Here is a 13863-nt window from a genome sequence, read left to right as displayed (position 1 = left end):
AGGTCGATGAGATCCGCCCATGACTCCTCCCGAGACAAGCACAGGAACAGACCCCGAGCAGCCCGCCGGCCGGCCCCGGGGGTCCGCGCCGGCGAAGGACGACGACCGGACCCGGGGGACGGTGCTGATCGCGCTGCTGGCGAACGTGGCGATCGCTGTCGCCAAGGCCGTCGTCGGCACCCTCACCGCCTCGCCCGCCCTGCTCGCCGAGGCGGCGCACTCGGTCGCGGACACCCTCAACGAGGTGTTCCTGCTGGCCTCGGTCCGCTTCGCCCGGCGCCGCCCGGACGCCCGGCACCCCTTCGGCTACGGCAAGGAGCGCTTCTTCTGGGCGCTGCTCGCGGCGGTCGGCATCTTCGTGACCGGCGGCTGCTTCTCCTTCTACCAGGGGCTGCACGGGTGGCTGTCACCGGAGTCGTCCTCCGGGGGCTTCCTGGCCACCTACATCGTGCTGGCCGTGGCACTGGCCGCCGAGGGCACCTCTCTGCTGCGGGCGGTCGTCCAGCTGCGCGGCCGCGCCCGCGAACACGGGCGCTCGCTGCGCCGGGAGATCTCCGCGAGCGACGACCCCACCGTGCGCACGGTCTTCGCGGAGGACTCCACCGCCGTCCTCGGCGTCCTGCTGGCCGCGGGCGGCGTCCTGGGCCACCAGCTGACCGGCTCGCCGCGCTGGGAGGCCGCCGCCGCACTGGCCATCGCGCTGCTGCTGGTACTGGTGGCCTACGGGCTCGGCCGCTCTGCCCGCGACCTGCTGGTCGGGCAGGCCGTGGACCCGCGCCTGCAGCAGGAGGCGTACGACCTGCTGGCCGAACAGCGGGAGATCGACACCGTGGCCGTCCTGCAGACCATGCGTCTCGGTGTCGGGTCGGCGCTGCTGGCGGCGCGGGTGGACCTGCGGGAGGGCATCGACAGCGAGGAGGTGGAGGAGGTCAGCGAGCGGATCAGGCGGGAACTGCGCAACCGTTGCCCGGAGTTCGACGAGGTCTTCCTGGACATCGTCGACGCCGACCACCAGACGCGCGTGCGGGCGCGGGACCGCAAGGCGGAGGTCGACAGGGCCGTGGCGGAGCAGTGCGCGAAGGACCGGCCCGGCCGGTGAGGCGGCGACCGTCAGGCGGGGCGGGCGCGGCGCGCGGGCCGCAGCCGTACGGTCGGCGTGCTGTCGACGGCGGCGGCCGCCAGCGGGAAGGCGGGCCAGGTCCCGGTGAGGTCGAGGACCCGCGCGACCGGCGCCGACACCGGGAGCACCGCCAGCTCCGCGCCGTCGCGACGCGCCAGCGCGCGGAGCCGCAGCAGCGCGTTCAGCCCCGCGCAGTCGAAGAAGCCGACGGCGCTCAGGTCGAGGTCGAGCCCACCGGGTGCGGATCGCAGGGCGTCGGCCAGCACGCGCTCCAGCAGGTCCGCGCAGTCGAGGTCGATCTCGCCGTTGACGCAGGCCCGTATCCTGCCGTCCGCCTCGGTCAGCCGCACGACGAGCCCGGACTGCAGGTGCCTGACCACGCGCACCTGCTGCGACGCCATTACCGTCGCCGACGCGGCGGGACCTGCGTCGGCCGGCGGAATGATCGAGCGGCGCCCTGTACCTGCCACGGCTGCAACCTCCTCACGTACCTCACTCGGCCGCTCCAGACTGTGCGCCACGGCAATCCCTGTCAAGCGATACACGAAAGCCATTTCACGCTTTGCAAGGCCTGAATCCGACGTCGTACGATGTCGCCATGGATGACGCGGCGAGCCCGAGGACCGGATGGACGTTCCTGACCAACCACGCGCGCGTCCTGGCCGCCATCGCCCGTGACCCCGACATCCGCGTGCGCGACATCGCCGGGCGGTGCATGCTCACCGAGCGTGCCGTGCAGAAGATCATCGCCGACCTGGAGTCGGACGGGTATCTCACCCGCACCCGCAACGGGCGGACCAACACCTACCAGATCCCCGGCGGCACCTCGCTGCGCCACCCGGCCGACGCGGGCCCGACGGTGGCCGCGCTCCTCGCGCTGCTCTCGCTCGATCCGGGCAGCACGCCCTCCTCCTGACGGAGCGGCAGGTCCCCGCGCGCGTTCCGGCCGTGATCAGCCGGCCGGATGCCCGGCACGCCGCCTGGAGGGCAGGGTTCCGCGGACGCCCCCCGTGCAGTACCTCTTCCGCCCGTACATCGTCCACCGCGGCCGCGGCCCGCTCACCGAGCAGCCGCGGCCGCGCGGCTGGGAGCGCCTGGACGTGTGAATCCGCCGGGGGCCGGGACCGGCGAGGTCCCGGCCCCCGGCGGGGGTCCGCGTCAGCGGGAGGCGGCGGCCACCGCGCGGCGCAGCGAGAGGCCGAGCATGACGACGACGGCGAGCGGCAGCAGCCACCAGGCGTTCACGTCGGCGGCGTGCACCAGGCCCGCGGTCGCGCCGAGCGCCACCACGACCCCGGCCGCGACCCGCCAGTCGTCACCGACGACGAAGTCGTACCAGAACAGCGCGAACGAGCGAATCCACTTCACGTCAGGGTTCCTTTCGCCGGGGCTGCGGCCGGCCGGCCGAGCGGGCTGTCGGCGGGCGAGGTGCGGCGCATCAGGGCGGCGCCGCCCAGCCCGAGCAGGGCGATCGCCGGGACGAGGACGAGCAGGGCCGCGTCGGCGCCCGGCCATTCGACCCCGGCGCCCTCGCCGGCCCAGAAGACGCCGAAGGCGGTGAGCATGATGCCGACGGCGAACTTCATCGAGTTCTCCGGGACCCTGGCCAGCGGTGCGCGGACCGCGATGCCCACGCCGGTGACCGCGACGACGGCGGCGACCGCGCCGAGCGCCGCCAGCGGGACGCTGCCCTGGTTGTTGCCGAAGGTCACGACGATGAAGGCGACTTCGAGGCCTTCGAGGAAGACGCCCTTGAACGACAGGGTGAAGGCGTACCAGTCGGTGACGATGCCGCGGCCGCCGCCGGCCGCGGCGCGCGCGGCCGCGACCTCCTTGGCGTAGGCGTCGCTCTCGTCGTGCAGCGCCTTGTAGCCGGAGGCGCGCAGCATCGCCTTGCGCAGCCACTGCAGCCCGAAGACCAGCAGCAGGGCGCCGACCACCAGGCGCAGCGCCTGGAAGGGGATCAGCCCGATGGCCGGGCCGAGCGCCGCCACGGTCACCGCGAGCGCCAGCAGGGCCGCGGCGGTGCCCTGGAGGGCCGAGCGCCAGTTCCTGCTGGTGCCCGCGGCCAGCACGATGGTCAGGGCCTCGACCGCCTCGACGGTGCAGGCGAGGAAGACGGTCAGGACGAGGACGAGGCCGCTCATGTGCCGCCACCTCCGCACCGGCGGGTACGGGCGGTGGACTGGTGTGGTGTCACAGCGGGCTCCAGGTTCTCTGCCCCGGTGCGGGGCTCGGGTTCACGGGGATCGGTCGGTGGTTCGTGACGGGTCGTGGTGCGTTCGGACGGTCGTGGTGCGTTCAGACTGTCGCGGCGGCCGCGGTCTCGGGCCGGGCGGCCGCCCGGCCGAAGGCGGCGGTCAGTGCGGGGAGTACGTCCTGCCAGTCGGCGACGATGCCGATGTCGCAGTGGCCGAAGACGGCGGCGTCCGGGTCGCTGTTGACGGCGAGCACGGTGTGCGCGCGCTCCACGCCGACCATGTGGTGCGGGCTGCCGGAGATGCCGATGGCCAGGTACAGCAGGGGCGCGATGCCCCGGCCGGTGACGCCGACCTGGCGGCAGTGCGGCAGCGTGCCGGCGTCGGTGACCTTGCGGGTCGCGGCGAGTTCGGCGCCGAGCAGGGCGCGCAGCGGCTCGACGTCCGCGTAGCGGGCCGGGTCGACGCCCGCGCCGAGGCCGATGACCGCGGCTGCCCGCTCCACCGCGTCGAAGTCGTCGACGGTCCGCCGGTCGAAGCCCCGCAGCAGCGGGTCGGCCCCGACGTCGAGCAGTTCGACCGGCGGTTCGCCGCGCGGGAGGGACCTGGCGGCGCGGTCGGCGAGCGATCCGGTCCGCAGGGTGGCGATCTGCGGCAGCCGGTCGCTGGCGACCTCGGCCAAGGTGCCGCCGCCCGCGGGCTTGTGGCCCACCAGGCGGGGCCTGCCGCTGCCGTCCAGCTGGATTGCGGCGGCGGTCAGGTCGGACAGCAGGCCCGCGTCCAGGTGCACCGCGAGCCGGGCGAGGACCTCGCGGTCCCAGGGCGTGGCGCCGCCCAGCACGGCCCACGGGGTGCTGGGGCAGCGGCGTATCCACTCGGCCAGGGCGGCAGCGGCGGGCCGGGGGTCCGCGCCGCCCAGGTGGAGCATCGCGTCGGCGCCCCAGGCGCCCAGCAGGCCGGGGTCGGCGGGCGGGGTGACGGCCACCACGTGGCCGGCGAGGCGCCCGGCGATCTCCGCGGCCTCGCCGAGCAGCGCGCGCCCGCCGTCCCCCGGACTGCCGGTCACGGCGAGGACGGCGGGGCCGGCAAGGCCCTGGGCGGCCGCGTGCACCCGCGGCGCCGCGGCCCTCCCCTCCCGCGGGGTGCTGCGGGCGGTGACCAGGTCCACCGCCCGGGCGGCCTGTTCCGCGGGGCTGCCGGTGAGGATCACCGGGCGGCGGGCGGTGCCGCCGCGCAGCACCCGGTCCACCCGGGTGGGGCTGGCGGTGCCGGGGACGCTGCCGGCGAGCCGGTCCGCGCCCAGGGTACGGATCGGCGCGGGGTCGGGCCAGCGGTCGGGCGCGGCCTTCGCCGGCGGGCAGGAGCGTTCCGCGACGGCGAGGACCGCGGGCAGGGTCAGCCCTACGGTCTCGGTGGCCGCGTCGAGTTGCAGGGTGGCGATCAGCCCGTCGGTGTCCTGTGCGGCTTCGAGGGTGAGCGCGGGGCCGGTGAAGGGCAGGCCGAGCAGCGCGGCGACCATCGGCCCGACCGCGCCGGTGCCGCCGTCCACGGTGCTGCGGCCGACCAGCACCAGGTCCACCGGGCCGAGCGTTCTGATCGCCGCCGCCAGTGCCTTCGCCGTGACCAGGCAGTCCGCGCCGGCCAGCGCCGGGTCGCTCACGAGCAGGCCGTCGTCGGCGCCGCAGGCCAGCGCCTCCTTGAGGACGTCGGCGGCGGCCGGCGGCCCCATCGTCACGACCGTGGTGCGCCCGCCGCTGCCCCGGCCCAGCTCGACCGCCCGGGTCACCGCACGGCGGCACCACGGGTTCAGCTCGACGCCTGCCCCGTCCCTGAGCAGCCGTCCCGCGCTGTCCAGGGTGCCGGGGTGGTCGCCGAGCGGTACCTGCTTGACCAGGGCCACGGTGTGCAAGGGTCGGTGGTAGGTACGGGGCGAACCCGTCGTGCTCGTCGGCTCCATGGGTTACGACACCCCCGTGCCGACCAGCAGGCCGACGCCGAAGGTCACCGCGGCCGACACCCCGCCGAGCAGCAGCTGCCGGCTCGCCCCGAACCACCCGGAGCTCGCGGTCAGCTTCGCCGTCAGCGCGCCGGTGACGACCAGCCCCGCGGAGCTGGCGACCAGCGCGGGGGCGATGTCGGAGGCGCCGAAGACGAACGGCAGCAGCGGCAGCAGGGCGCCCAGGGCGAACGCGGCGAAGGAGGAGGCCGCCGCGGACCAGCCGGAGGGCAGGTCGTCGGGGTCGACGCCGAGTTCCTCGCGGACGTGGACGCGCAGGGCGACGTCGGGGTCGGCGGTCAGCGCCGTGGCGATCTCCGCGGCGAGTTCCGGGCGTACGCCCTTGGCCTCGTAGGCGAGGGTCAGCTCGCGCAGCTCCTCTTCCGGGTTGGTGGCCAGCTCCCGCTGCTCGCGCGCGATCTCGGCCTGGGCCAGCTCGTTCTGCGAGGTCACCGAGATGTACTCGCCGGTGGCCATCGAGCAGGCGCCGGCGGTCAGTCCGGCGAGTCCGGTCAGGACGACGGCGTGCGCGCCGGCGCCGCCGCCGACGACACCGGCGACCAGGGCGAAGTTCGACACCAGCCCGTCCACCACGCCGAAGGTCGCCGGCCGCAGCCAGCCGCCGGTCACGTCGCGGTGCTTGTGGTGGATCTCGGGCGTGCCGATGTCCGCTGTCGCAGTCATGCGAAGGTCCAATCTCGGCCGGGCCGGTGGCGCTTCGCCAGGACCGGCGGGGAATTCAGGTAGGAATGGCCTCGGCCATTCGCGTTCTGGCGTGTGGGAGCACTGTGGCCGCCCGGCCGGGCCGGCGTGATTATCGGCGAGCGAGAACTCCGCAGGGAAAGATTGGCCGCCCGCCCAAAGCACCCTTTCCGCGCCCCGCGCAGACTGGCCGCGCTCCCGAGGCTGCTGCCGCCCTGCGATTGCGAGGAACGACCCGATGATCCGCCCGCTGACGTACGACAGGTTCTACAAGCACGACGAGCTGACCGCGCTGCTGCGGGAGTGGGCGGACAGCTGTCCGACGCTCGCCGCGCTGGAGAGCGCGGGCCGCTCGTGGGAAGGCCGGGACATCTGGCTGGTCACCCTCACCAACACCGCCACCGGGCCGGCCGACGAGAAGCCGGCCTTCTTCGTCGAGGCGGGTATCCACGGCACCGAGTGGTCGTCGTGCTTCGCGGCCCTGCATCTGGTGCACCGCCTGCTGACCGGCTACGGGAACGACGAGCGGGTCACCCGGCTGCTGGACACCCGCACCGTCTACGTGGTGCCGCGGCTCAACCCCGACGGCCACGAACACGCCATGGCCGAGGGCCGTTTCATCCGCTCCAGCGTGCGCCCGCACCCGAGCCCGGTCGCGGACCCGGGGCTGCAGCTGCGGGACGTCGACGGCGACGGGCGGGCGCTGTTCATGCGCATGCCGGACGCCGACGGGCCGTGGAAGACGCACCCCGACGAGCCCCGGCTGCTGGTGCCGCGCGAACCCGACGAGGTCGGCGGCGACTACTTCCGGCTCTTCCAGGAGGGCGACATCACCGGCTACCGGGGCGATGTCGTCGAGGTGGCCGAGGCGCTGGAGGGCCTCGACCTGGGGCAGAACCTGCCGACCGACTGGGAGGCGGCGCCGCTGCTGCCGCGCAACGCCGGCCCGTTCCCCGGCTCGGAGCCGGAGATCCAGGCGGTGCTGCGGGCGGTGGTGGACCGGCCGAACATCACCGGCTACGTCACCTGCCACACCTTCGGCGGCCTGCACCTGTGCCCGCCGATGAACGACGACGTCCGGCTGCCCGGCGACGACCGGCGGGTCTTCGACGTGGTCGGCGCCAAGGCGGCCGAGCTGACCGGCTACGACGTGATGTCCTTCCAGGACCTCAAGCACGACCCGGCGGCCGTCTTCCGCGGCGGCCAACTGGGCTGGTACTACCACCAGCTGGGCATCTTCGCCTGGATCACCGAGTTCTGGAGCCCGCAGCGGGCGGCCGGCATCGAGTCGTACCACGCCTCGCGCTGGCTGATCGACCACCCGGTCGAGGACGACCTGCGGATGATCGCCTGGAGCGACACCGAGCTCGACGGCAAGGGCTTCGTGGACTGGTACCCGTACGAGCACCCGCAGCTCGGCCCGGTGGAGCTGGGCGGCTGGGACATGATCAACTACTGGTACAACCCGCCGATGGACCGTATCGAGGCCGAAGTCGCCCCGCACACCGAGTGGGTGATCTTCCAGACGCTGGCGTCGCCGCGGGTGGAGGTGCGCAGGCTCACCGCCACCGAGGTCTCGCCGGGCGTGCACCGGATCAGGCTGGTCGTCGGCAACACCGGCTGGCTGCCGACGTACGTCACCAGGACCGCGCTCGACCGCGAGGTGTCAGGGGATCTGGCGGCGGAGATCACGCTGCCCGACGGTGCCACGCTGCTCACCGGTGAGGGCGTCGAGCGGCTCGGGCAGCTGGAGGGCAGGAGCGGCACCCTGTCGTCCACGACCTGGTGGGGCCACGACCCGGGCACGCCCGACCTGACCGCGGTGGAGTGGATGGTCCAGGCGCCCGCGGGCAGCGTCGCCGCCGTCACCGCCCGGCACCCCCGCGCGGGCACCGCCCGCGCCGAGATCCGGCTGGGCTGACCTGCGCAACGGCGAGGGGGCCACGGGACTTTGTCCCGTGGCCCCCTCGCCGTTTCCGCTAGGCCGCCTGGTCCGCCCTGTGGGTGAAACGCCCCGCCAGCAGCGTGCAGAAGACCTGCATGCCCGGCAGCTCGTGCGGGGCCAGCAGCGCCGGGTCGTGCTCGGTGACGACCAGGTCGGCGCGGTCGCCGACCCGTACCGACCGGCGGCCGGCGGCGGCCGCCGCGAGCGCGCCCGGCAGCCCGATCGCCTGCTCGGGGTGCCACTCGGGCCGCCGGTCCGCGCCGCTGCGGTGCACCGCGGCGGCGATGCCGAGCCACGGGTCGAGCGGCGAGACCGGCGCGTCCGAGCCGATCTGCAACTCCGCTCCGGCCGCGGAGAGTTCGGCGTAGGCGAACGACCGGTCGGTGCGTCCTGCCCAGTGCCGGTCGGCGATGTCGCGGTCGTCGGTGGCGTGCGCGGGCTGGACCCCGAGCACCAGTCCCGGCCTGGCGAAACGCGGCAGGTCGGCCCGGTCGATCAGCTGGGCGTGCTCGATCCTGCCGGGGCAGCCGACCTTCTCGAAGGCGTCCAGCGCGATGGTGTTGGCGCGGTCGCCGATCGCGTGCACCGCACTGTGGATGCCGTGCGCGGCCGCGCGCGCCATCAGCCGCTCCAGCTCCCGCGGCTCTGTCTGCAGGATGCCGTACTCGTGGTCCGACCCCGGCATCCCCGGGTAGGGCTCGTTGCACAGCGCGGTACGGGTGTTGAGCGAGCCGTCGACGAACAGCTTCAGCGGCCCCACCCGTACGAGCCCGCCGGTGCCGGGCAGCACGTCCCCGGTGCGCAGGCCCTGCGCGATCGCCTCGTCCAGGTGGGCCGGGTAGACCGCGCAGGCGACCCTGGTGTCCAGCGGCGCCTGCCCGGCCCTGCGCGTCCAGTCGGCGAGGTTGTCGGCGTACTCGAAGTCCAGCAGGCCGACCACGCCGCGGGCGGCCGCGGCCCGTACCGCGTCCGCGACCCGGCGGTCGACGACGGCGGGGTCGGCCTCGCTGAGCCGGGCGACCGCGTCCAGGCACTCGGCCTCCCGCAGCACACCGCTCGGGTGGCCGGACAGGCCCAGCCGGTCCAGCGCGGCGCCGTTGAGCCATGCGGTGTGCAGGTCGTTGCTGACCAGGGCGACGGCCTGTCCCGAGGCCTGCGACCAGGCGAGCAGGGCGGGTTCTGGGCGGTCGGGCCACAGGCCGTCGCGGAAGCCGAAGCCGATCAGCGGCTCGTCGCGCGGGCGCTGCCCGCCGCGTGCCGCCTGCTCCATCGTCCGGGCCGCCGCCGCGGCGGACGGGGCCTGCGCCAGGTCGACGCGGCGCCGTGCGCTGGCCCACTGCACCATGTGCACGTGGGCGTCCCACAGGCCGGGCAGGACGGTGCGGCCGCCGGCGTCCACCACCTCGCCGGCGGCCCCGGCTGGGACCTCGAGGGTGATGGCCGCGATCCGGCCGCCGTCGATCACCACGTGCGCGAGCGGCCCGCCGGAGCCGATCCTGACGTTGCGCAGGACGACGGCGGCGGTGTTCCCCGCGGCCGTCCCGGTCGCTGTCTGCGGGCTAGTCACCGGGCACCAGCACCCGTCGCATCGCCGCGGCCAGCTCCGCGTCGCCCTGCGGCCCGCCGCCGGCCAGCGCGTCGGCCACCCGCAGCGCGACCTCCTGCGGCTTGTCCTGGCTGAGCTTGTGCTTGCCGACCACCCGGGTGGGCCGCAGCCGGAACCCGGTGGTGTACGGGGCGATCTCCCGCGCGTAGTCCTCGACGGTCTCCAGCCGCCACGGCTCGGGCCGCGCCGCCTCGAAGTGCTCGACGGTGTGCTGGAGCACCCGGTAGGTCTCCGCGCCGTCCAGCACGGTGGGCCTGCCGTGCAGGTGGGCGACGACGAAGTTCCAGGTCGGCACGTAGGGGCCGGCGCGGTAGTGGCCGGGCGAGATGTAGCCGCCGGGGCCCTGCACGATCACCACCGCGTCGTGCGCGCCCAGTTCGTGCAGCTCGGCGTCCGCCTTCGCCAGGTGCCCGACGATCGCCAGGTCCTCCGCGTCCCCTTCCGGGTCGGGGATCACCGGCAGGTGGGAGACGACGGGACCGCCCGTGTCGGTGGCACTGACCAGGGTCGCCCAGCCGTGTCCCGCGACCAGTTCGCGTATTCGCGCTGGCTCGGTCAGGGCGTAGATCGGTTGCTCCAGCATGGGTTCCCCCATCGGCTCGGCTGCGTTGTCCGGGCGACGGTATGCGCGGGGAGGGCCGCCGGAAATCGTGGAGCCCACGCAATTGCGCCGCGGGGTGTTGTCGGCGCGGACAGCGGGACGGCCGGCGCCGCCGCGGCGGGCCGGCCGGTCCCTGTGCACGGCGTGCCCTATGAAGTGATCTGGTGCAGCCGCAGCTGGAGCCAGACGACCAGCCGGGTGTCGGGGTCGTCCAGGTCGAGGTCGAACAGCTCCTGGATGCGCCGGATGCGGTAGCGCAGGGTGTTCTCGTGCACGGCCAGCCGCCCCGCCGCGGGGATCGCCTCGCCGAAGGCGTCCAGATACGCCAGCAGGGACTGGGCGTAGGTCGTCGAGTGCTGCGCGTCGTGCTCGATGATCCGCTGCACCGGGCCGGCCGGCAGGTCGACGGAGGGGGCGCCGCGTTCGGTGAGCTCCATCAGCGTCACGCGGCTGCGGACGTCGGAGACGGTGGCGATCGTGGGTGCCTGCGGGTCGCCGGACAGCGCCCGCAGCACCCGGTCGGCGGTGCGGCGGCCGGCCGGTACGTCGTCGAGCCGGGCGGCGGGCACACCGATGCCGACCTGGAGGGCGAGCCCGGCGCTGCGCTGCACGGTGGTGACGACGTTCTCGGCGAACTTCACCACCCGCCGCTCGGCGCCCGGGTCGGTCCTGGTCGGCAGCAGGGCGTAGACCAGGCCGCCGGTGGTCGTGCACAGCGCCTGCGGGTGCCAGGCCTGGCAGTACAGGCCGACCAGGTCCACGATGCGGGCGCCGCCGAGGCCCGGCATCTCCTCCGGCGCCGCCTGCGCGATGGCCACCACGGTGGTGGAGGTGTCGGCGGGGATGCCCAGCTGGGCGGCGGCGGTGCTGCCCGACACCGCGCCGTCCAGCAGCGAGGCCAGCGCCTCGCCGCGGTTCCAGCGGTCGGGGTCGCGGTGGCTGCGGGCGCGCAGCAGGTGCAGCGCGGTGACCTTCGCGGCCTCCTCCAGCGCCGCCTCCGCGCCCTCGCCGAGCGGTGGCGTGCCGTCCAGCGCCCAGAGCAGGCCGAGCAGTTGCGGCCCGGCCCGCACGGCGACCGCCAGCCGGTTGATGTGCTCGGTGTCGGGGATGACGAAGCGCACGGGACCCTCGGCCCGGATGACGCGCTGGTACTCGTCGAGGTTGGTCGGGCGGTCGGGGGTCTGCCGGCCGAGGATGCCCTGCCGGCGGATCTCGTCGATCTCCTGGTGCGGCAGGTTGGAGTAGGCCAGGACGTGGCCGAGCGGGTCCTCGACCGTGATCGCGCCGCCGACCTGGTAGGCGATGGCGTTGGCCAGCGGGAAGAGGTCGCCGATGCCGATCGAGGAGTACGAGTCCTGGGCCGGCCCGAACGCGCTGGTCGCGGCCGTGACCAGGGCGTCGAAGTGCCGCCACGGCATGTCGTCGGGGGCCACCAGCAGCGCGACGCCCGCCGCTTCCGCGGCGCCCGCGGCCGCCGCGAGGTCGGTACCGCGGGCCTTGACCACCACCGCGCTGTAACGGGCGGCGCCGGCCTGCCTGATCGCGTCCCGGCAGTCATCCCGGTCGGGCGAGCCGCCGACCACCAGCAGCACGCCGTCGGCCTGTGCGGGAACCGGCTCGCACAGGTCGTGGATGACCTGCCGGCCGATGAGCACGTCCTCACCCTGTGGTGCGCATTCGACCTGGAGCACCAGCGGGCCGAGCCGCTCGCGCAGTCGGCGAAGCGTCGTCCCGCCGGGCTCGTCGCTCGGCGAAGGGTCGGTGACCTGCGGGGCTGGGTCCTGGGTGCTCGGCATCGGCTCATCATAGGCACCCTCGGGCGGGGGCTGTCCGTGGCGGCCCTGGTGACGTACGGTAGCCGTTCTGAGGTCGCCGGTCGCGCTCGACGGGCAGTGTCCTGACGGCTCGAACGTGCCCGGGGACGGGGTGCGCGACCGGGTGGCATGTGCGTCGGGACAAAGGGGCCGCGGCGTTTTTGCCCGGACCGATGAAGCTGCCGCATCCGCACTGGGCCAATCTCGGCTCACCCGAATTTCCGACCGGCCCTGGAGGTACCCGAGATGACTCCGCCACCACGAGGACGTGTCAGCCGCAGGACCGGAGTGGTCGCCCTGTGCGCCGCCGCTGCGCTGGCCGCTGTCAGCGCCTGCGGTGCGGGCGGCTCCGAGGGGACCGGCACGAAGGTGCCCGGCGGCTCGTACTCGATCGGCGTGCCGAACTGGTACATAGCCCACCTCACCCCCGGCAAGGCGGGTTTCAGCGGCGTCGCCGACGCCATCTGGACCCCGCTGACGCAGGTCGGCCGCGACGGCAAGGTCGTCAACGCGGTGGCGCAGTCGGTGCAGTCCACCGACCAGCGGCACTGGACGATCACGCTGAAGAGCGGCTGGAAGTTCCAGAACGGCGAGCCGGTCACCGCGCAGTCCTTCGCCGACTCCTGGAACGCCGCGGCTTACGCGCCCAACACGATGTCCAACGGCTACCTCTTCTCGAACATCGACGGGTACGCGGCGCTCAACCCGGCCAGCGGCAAGCCCGCCACCGACAAGCTCTCCGGTGTGCAGGTGGTCGGCACGGACACCCTCAAGGTCACCCTGGTCAAGCCGCTGTCGATGTTCCCCTACGTGCTGGCCGGCACCGCCTTCGCGCCGATGCCCAAGGCCGCGTTCAAGGACCTCGCCGCCTACGACCGGCTGCCGATCGGCAACGGCCCCTACCAGGTGGCGGCGCCAGGGCTGGCCCCCGGCGGCCAGCAGATCACCCTCAAGCGCTTCGACGGCTACCCGGGCGCGAAGGGCAAGGCCGCGCAGATCACCGTCAAGACCTACCAGACCGACGCGACCGCCTTCACCAGCTTCCGCTCCGGCGCCGTCGACATCGCCACCGCCAGCGGCAACGACCTGTCGACCGCGAGCAGGATGTACGCCTCGCAGCTGGTCACCTCGCCGACGGCCGCCGTGGTCTACCTGGGCTTCCCCCTGTGGGACAAGCGGTTCACCGACGTACGGGTGCGGCAGGCCTTCTCGCTGGCCGTCGACCGCAAGGCGATCGTCACCTCGCTGCTCCAGGGCCACGCGCAGACCGCCACGGGCATCGCCCCCGACGTCATCGCGGGCGGCGGCGGCACGGACTGCGCCGACTGCTCCTACGACCCGGCCAAGGCCCGGCAGCTGCTGGCCGCGGCGGGCGGCTGGAACGGCTCGCTGACGCTGTGGACCAAGCAGGACCCGGACATGCAGACGGTGCTCGAAGCGATCGTCAACCAGCTGCGCACCAACCTCGGCATCACGTCCATCTCGCTGAAGGTCCAGCCGACCGACCAGATCTACCCCGACCTGCTGGCACACAAGACCACGGGGCCCTTCCTGCTCTACATGGGCGCGGCCTTCCCCAACATCTACTCGCAGGCCGACCAGCTCTTCGGCAGCGCCTCGGGCACCAACGTCACCGGCTACAAGAGCGCCGGCTTCGACGCCCTGATGGGCCAGGCGGCCGCCGCCACCTCGACCACCTCGGGCATGCAGTTCGCCCAGCAGGCCGGGCGCACCGCGATGGCGGACCTGCCGCTCGCCCCGCTGTACTACCCGGTCAGCGGCGCGGTGCACGCCAAGAAGCTCTCCGGCCTCCAGCTGGGCTACCTCGGGGACGTCGACCTGTCCTCGATCACGGTCCGATGAGGGCGCCCTGCCGCACCG

General features: G+C 74.1%; 12 protein-coding genes. 4 read left to right on the top strand and 8 right to left on the bottom strand.

Features of this window, described 5'->3' with window-relative positions; translation table 11 throughout:
• The first annotated feature begins 19 nt into the window (after positions 1 to 19).
• A complete protein-coding gene (locus NFU81_RS03090) occupies positions 20 to 1099 on the top strand; it encodes a cation diffusion facilitator family transporter (protein ID WP_251484710.1) in 1080 nt (359 codons plus the stop codon).
• A gap of 11 nt (positions 1100 to 1110) precedes the next feature.
• Here the strand turns inward: NFU81_RS03090 and NFU81_RS03085 are convergent, their stop codons facing one another.
• Positions 1111 to 1590, bottom strand: coding sequence for an STAS domain-containing protein (locus tag NFU81_RS03085; RefSeq protein ID WP_251484708.1), 480 nt, complete (start codon positions 1588 to 1590; stop codon positions 1111 to 1113).
• A gap of 128 nt (positions 1591 to 1718) precedes the next feature.
• On the opposite strand from NFU81_RS03085, the gene NFU81_RS03080 reads away from it, so the two are divergent.
• A complete protein-coding gene (locus tag NFU81_RS03080) occupies positions 1719 to 2036 on the top strand; it encodes a helix-turn-helix transcriptional regulator (protein WP_251484706.1) in 318 nt (105 codons plus the stop codon).
• A 242-nt stretch (positions 2037 to 2278) separates the two neighbouring features.
• Here NFU81_RS03080 and NFU81_RS03075 read toward each other — a convergent pair whose 3' ends face one another.
• The 4 genes from NFU81_RS03075 to NFU81_RS03060 all read right to left on the bottom strand — a co-directional run bounded on the left by NFU81_RS03075 (position 2279) and on the right by NFU81_RS03060 (position 5998).
• On the bottom strand, positions 2279 to 2488 hold the full coding sequence (locus NFU81_RS03075; protein WP_251484703.1) for a hypothetical protein: 210 nt from the start codon (positions 2486 to 2488) through the stop codon (positions 2279 to 2281).
• Positions 2485 to 3267 (bottom strand): COG4280 domain-containing protein, encoded by a 783-nt coding sequence (locus tag NFU81_RS03070; RefSeq protein WP_251484701.1) that lies wholly within the window; start codon positions 3265 to 3267, stop codon positions 2485 to 2487. The genes NFU81_RS03075 and NFU81_RS03070 overlap by 4 nt, the downstream gene beginning before the upstream one ends.
• A 154-nt stretch (positions 3268 to 3421) precedes the next feature.
• Entirely contained in the window at positions 3422 to 5218 is a 1797-nt protein-coding gene (locus NFU81_RS03065; RefSeq protein WP_251484951.1) for an FAD-binding protein, read from the bottom strand.
• A gap of 60 nt (positions 5219 to 5278) precedes the next feature.
• Positions 5279 to 5998 (bottom strand): VIT1/CCC1 transporter family protein, encoded by a 720-nt coding sequence (locus tag NFU81_RS03060; protein WP_251484697.1) that lies wholly within the window; start codon positions 5996 to 5998, stop codon positions 5279 to 5281.
• Between the two features lie 256 nt (positions 5999 to 6254).
• Here NFU81_RS03060 and NFU81_RS03055 point away from each other — a divergent pair, with 256 nt between their 5' ends.
• Positions 6255 to 7937, top strand: a complete 1683-nt coding sequence (locus tag NFU81_RS03055) for a M14 family metallopeptidase (protein WP_251484694.1) — start codon at positions 6255 to 6257, stop codon at positions 7935 to 7937.
• A gap of 58 nt (positions 7938 to 7995) precedes the next feature.
• On the opposite strand, the gene NFU81_RS03050 is transcribed toward NFU81_RS03055, so the two are convergent.
• The 3 genes from NFU81_RS03050 to NFU81_RS03040 all read right to left on the bottom strand — a co-directional run bounded on the left by NFU81_RS03050 (position 7996) and on the right by NFU81_RS03040 (position 11964).
• Complete coding sequence (locus NFU81_RS03050) at positions 7996 to 9528, bottom strand: amidohydrolase (protein WP_251484692.1); 1533 nt, start codon at positions 9526 to 9528, stop codon at positions 7996 to 7998.
• Positions 9521 to 10150 carry an FMN-binding negative transcriptional regulator gene (locus NFU81_RS03045; protein WP_251484690.1) on the bottom strand — a complete coding sequence of 210 codons (630 nt, stop codon included), beginning with the start codon at positions 10148 to 10150 and terminating at the stop codon, positions 9521 to 9523. The genes NFU81_RS03050 and NFU81_RS03045 overlap by 8 nt, the downstream gene beginning before the upstream one ends.
• 167 nt (positions 10151 to 10317) lie before the next feature.
• A complete protein-coding gene (locus NFU81_RS03040; RefSeq protein WP_251484689.1) occupies positions 10318 to 11964 on the bottom strand; it encodes a PucR family transcriptional regulator in 1647 nt (548 codons plus the stop codon).
• Between the two features lie 264 nt (positions 11965 to 12228).
• On the opposite strand from NFU81_RS03040, the gene NFU81_RS03035 reads away from it, so the two are divergent.
• Complete coding sequence (locus tag NFU81_RS03035; RefSeq protein ID WP_251484687.1) at positions 12229 to 13845, top strand: peptide ABC transporter substrate-binding protein; 1617 nt, start codon at positions 12229 to 12231, stop codon at positions 13843 to 13845.
• Positions 13846 to 13863: the final 18 nt, after the last annotated feature.

This window comes from Actinacidiphila cocklensis (assembly GCF_907177275.1).
Classification (GTDB): Bacteria; Actinomycetota; Actinomycetes; order Streptomycetales; family Streptomycetaceae; genus Actinacidiphila; species Actinacidiphila cocklensis.
This window is presented reverse-complemented; position numbering and strand designations above follow the sequence as displayed.

Bases quoted from the DNA above. Each gene is read 5' to 3' on its own strand.
- NFU81_RS03060 (WP_251484697.1), bottom strand. From the start codon at position 5,998: ATGACTGCGACAGCGGACATCGGCACGCCCGAGATCCACCACAAGCAC.
- NFU81_RS03090 (WP_251484710.1), top strand. From the start codon at position 20: ATGACTCCTCCCGAGACAAGCACAGGAACAGACCCCGAGCAGCCCGCC.
- NFU81_RS03070 (WP_251484701.1), bottom strand. From the start codon at position 3,267: ATGAGCGGCCTCGTCCTCGTCCTGACCGTCTTCCTCGCCTGCACCGTC.
- NFU81_RS03035 (WP_251484687.1), top strand. From the start codon at position 12,229: ATGACTCCGCCACCACGAGGACGTGTCAGCCGCAGGACCGGAGTGGTC.
- NFU81_RS03080 (WP_251484706.1), top strand. From the start codon at position 1,719: ATGGATGACGCGGCGAGCCCGAGGACCGGATGGACGTTCCTGACCAAC.
- NFU81_RS03055 (WP_251484694.1), top strand. From the start codon at position 6,255: ATGATCCGCCCGCTGACGTACGACAGGTTCTACAAGCACGACGAGCTG.
- NFU81_RS03045 (WP_251484690.1), bottom strand. From the start codon at position 10,150: ATGCTGGAGCAACCGATCTACGCCCTGACCGAGCCAGCGCGAATACGC.
- NFU81_RS03040 (WP_251484689.1), bottom strand. From the start codon at position 11,964: ATGCCGAGCACCCAGGACCCAGCCCCGCAGGTCACCGACCCTTCGCCG.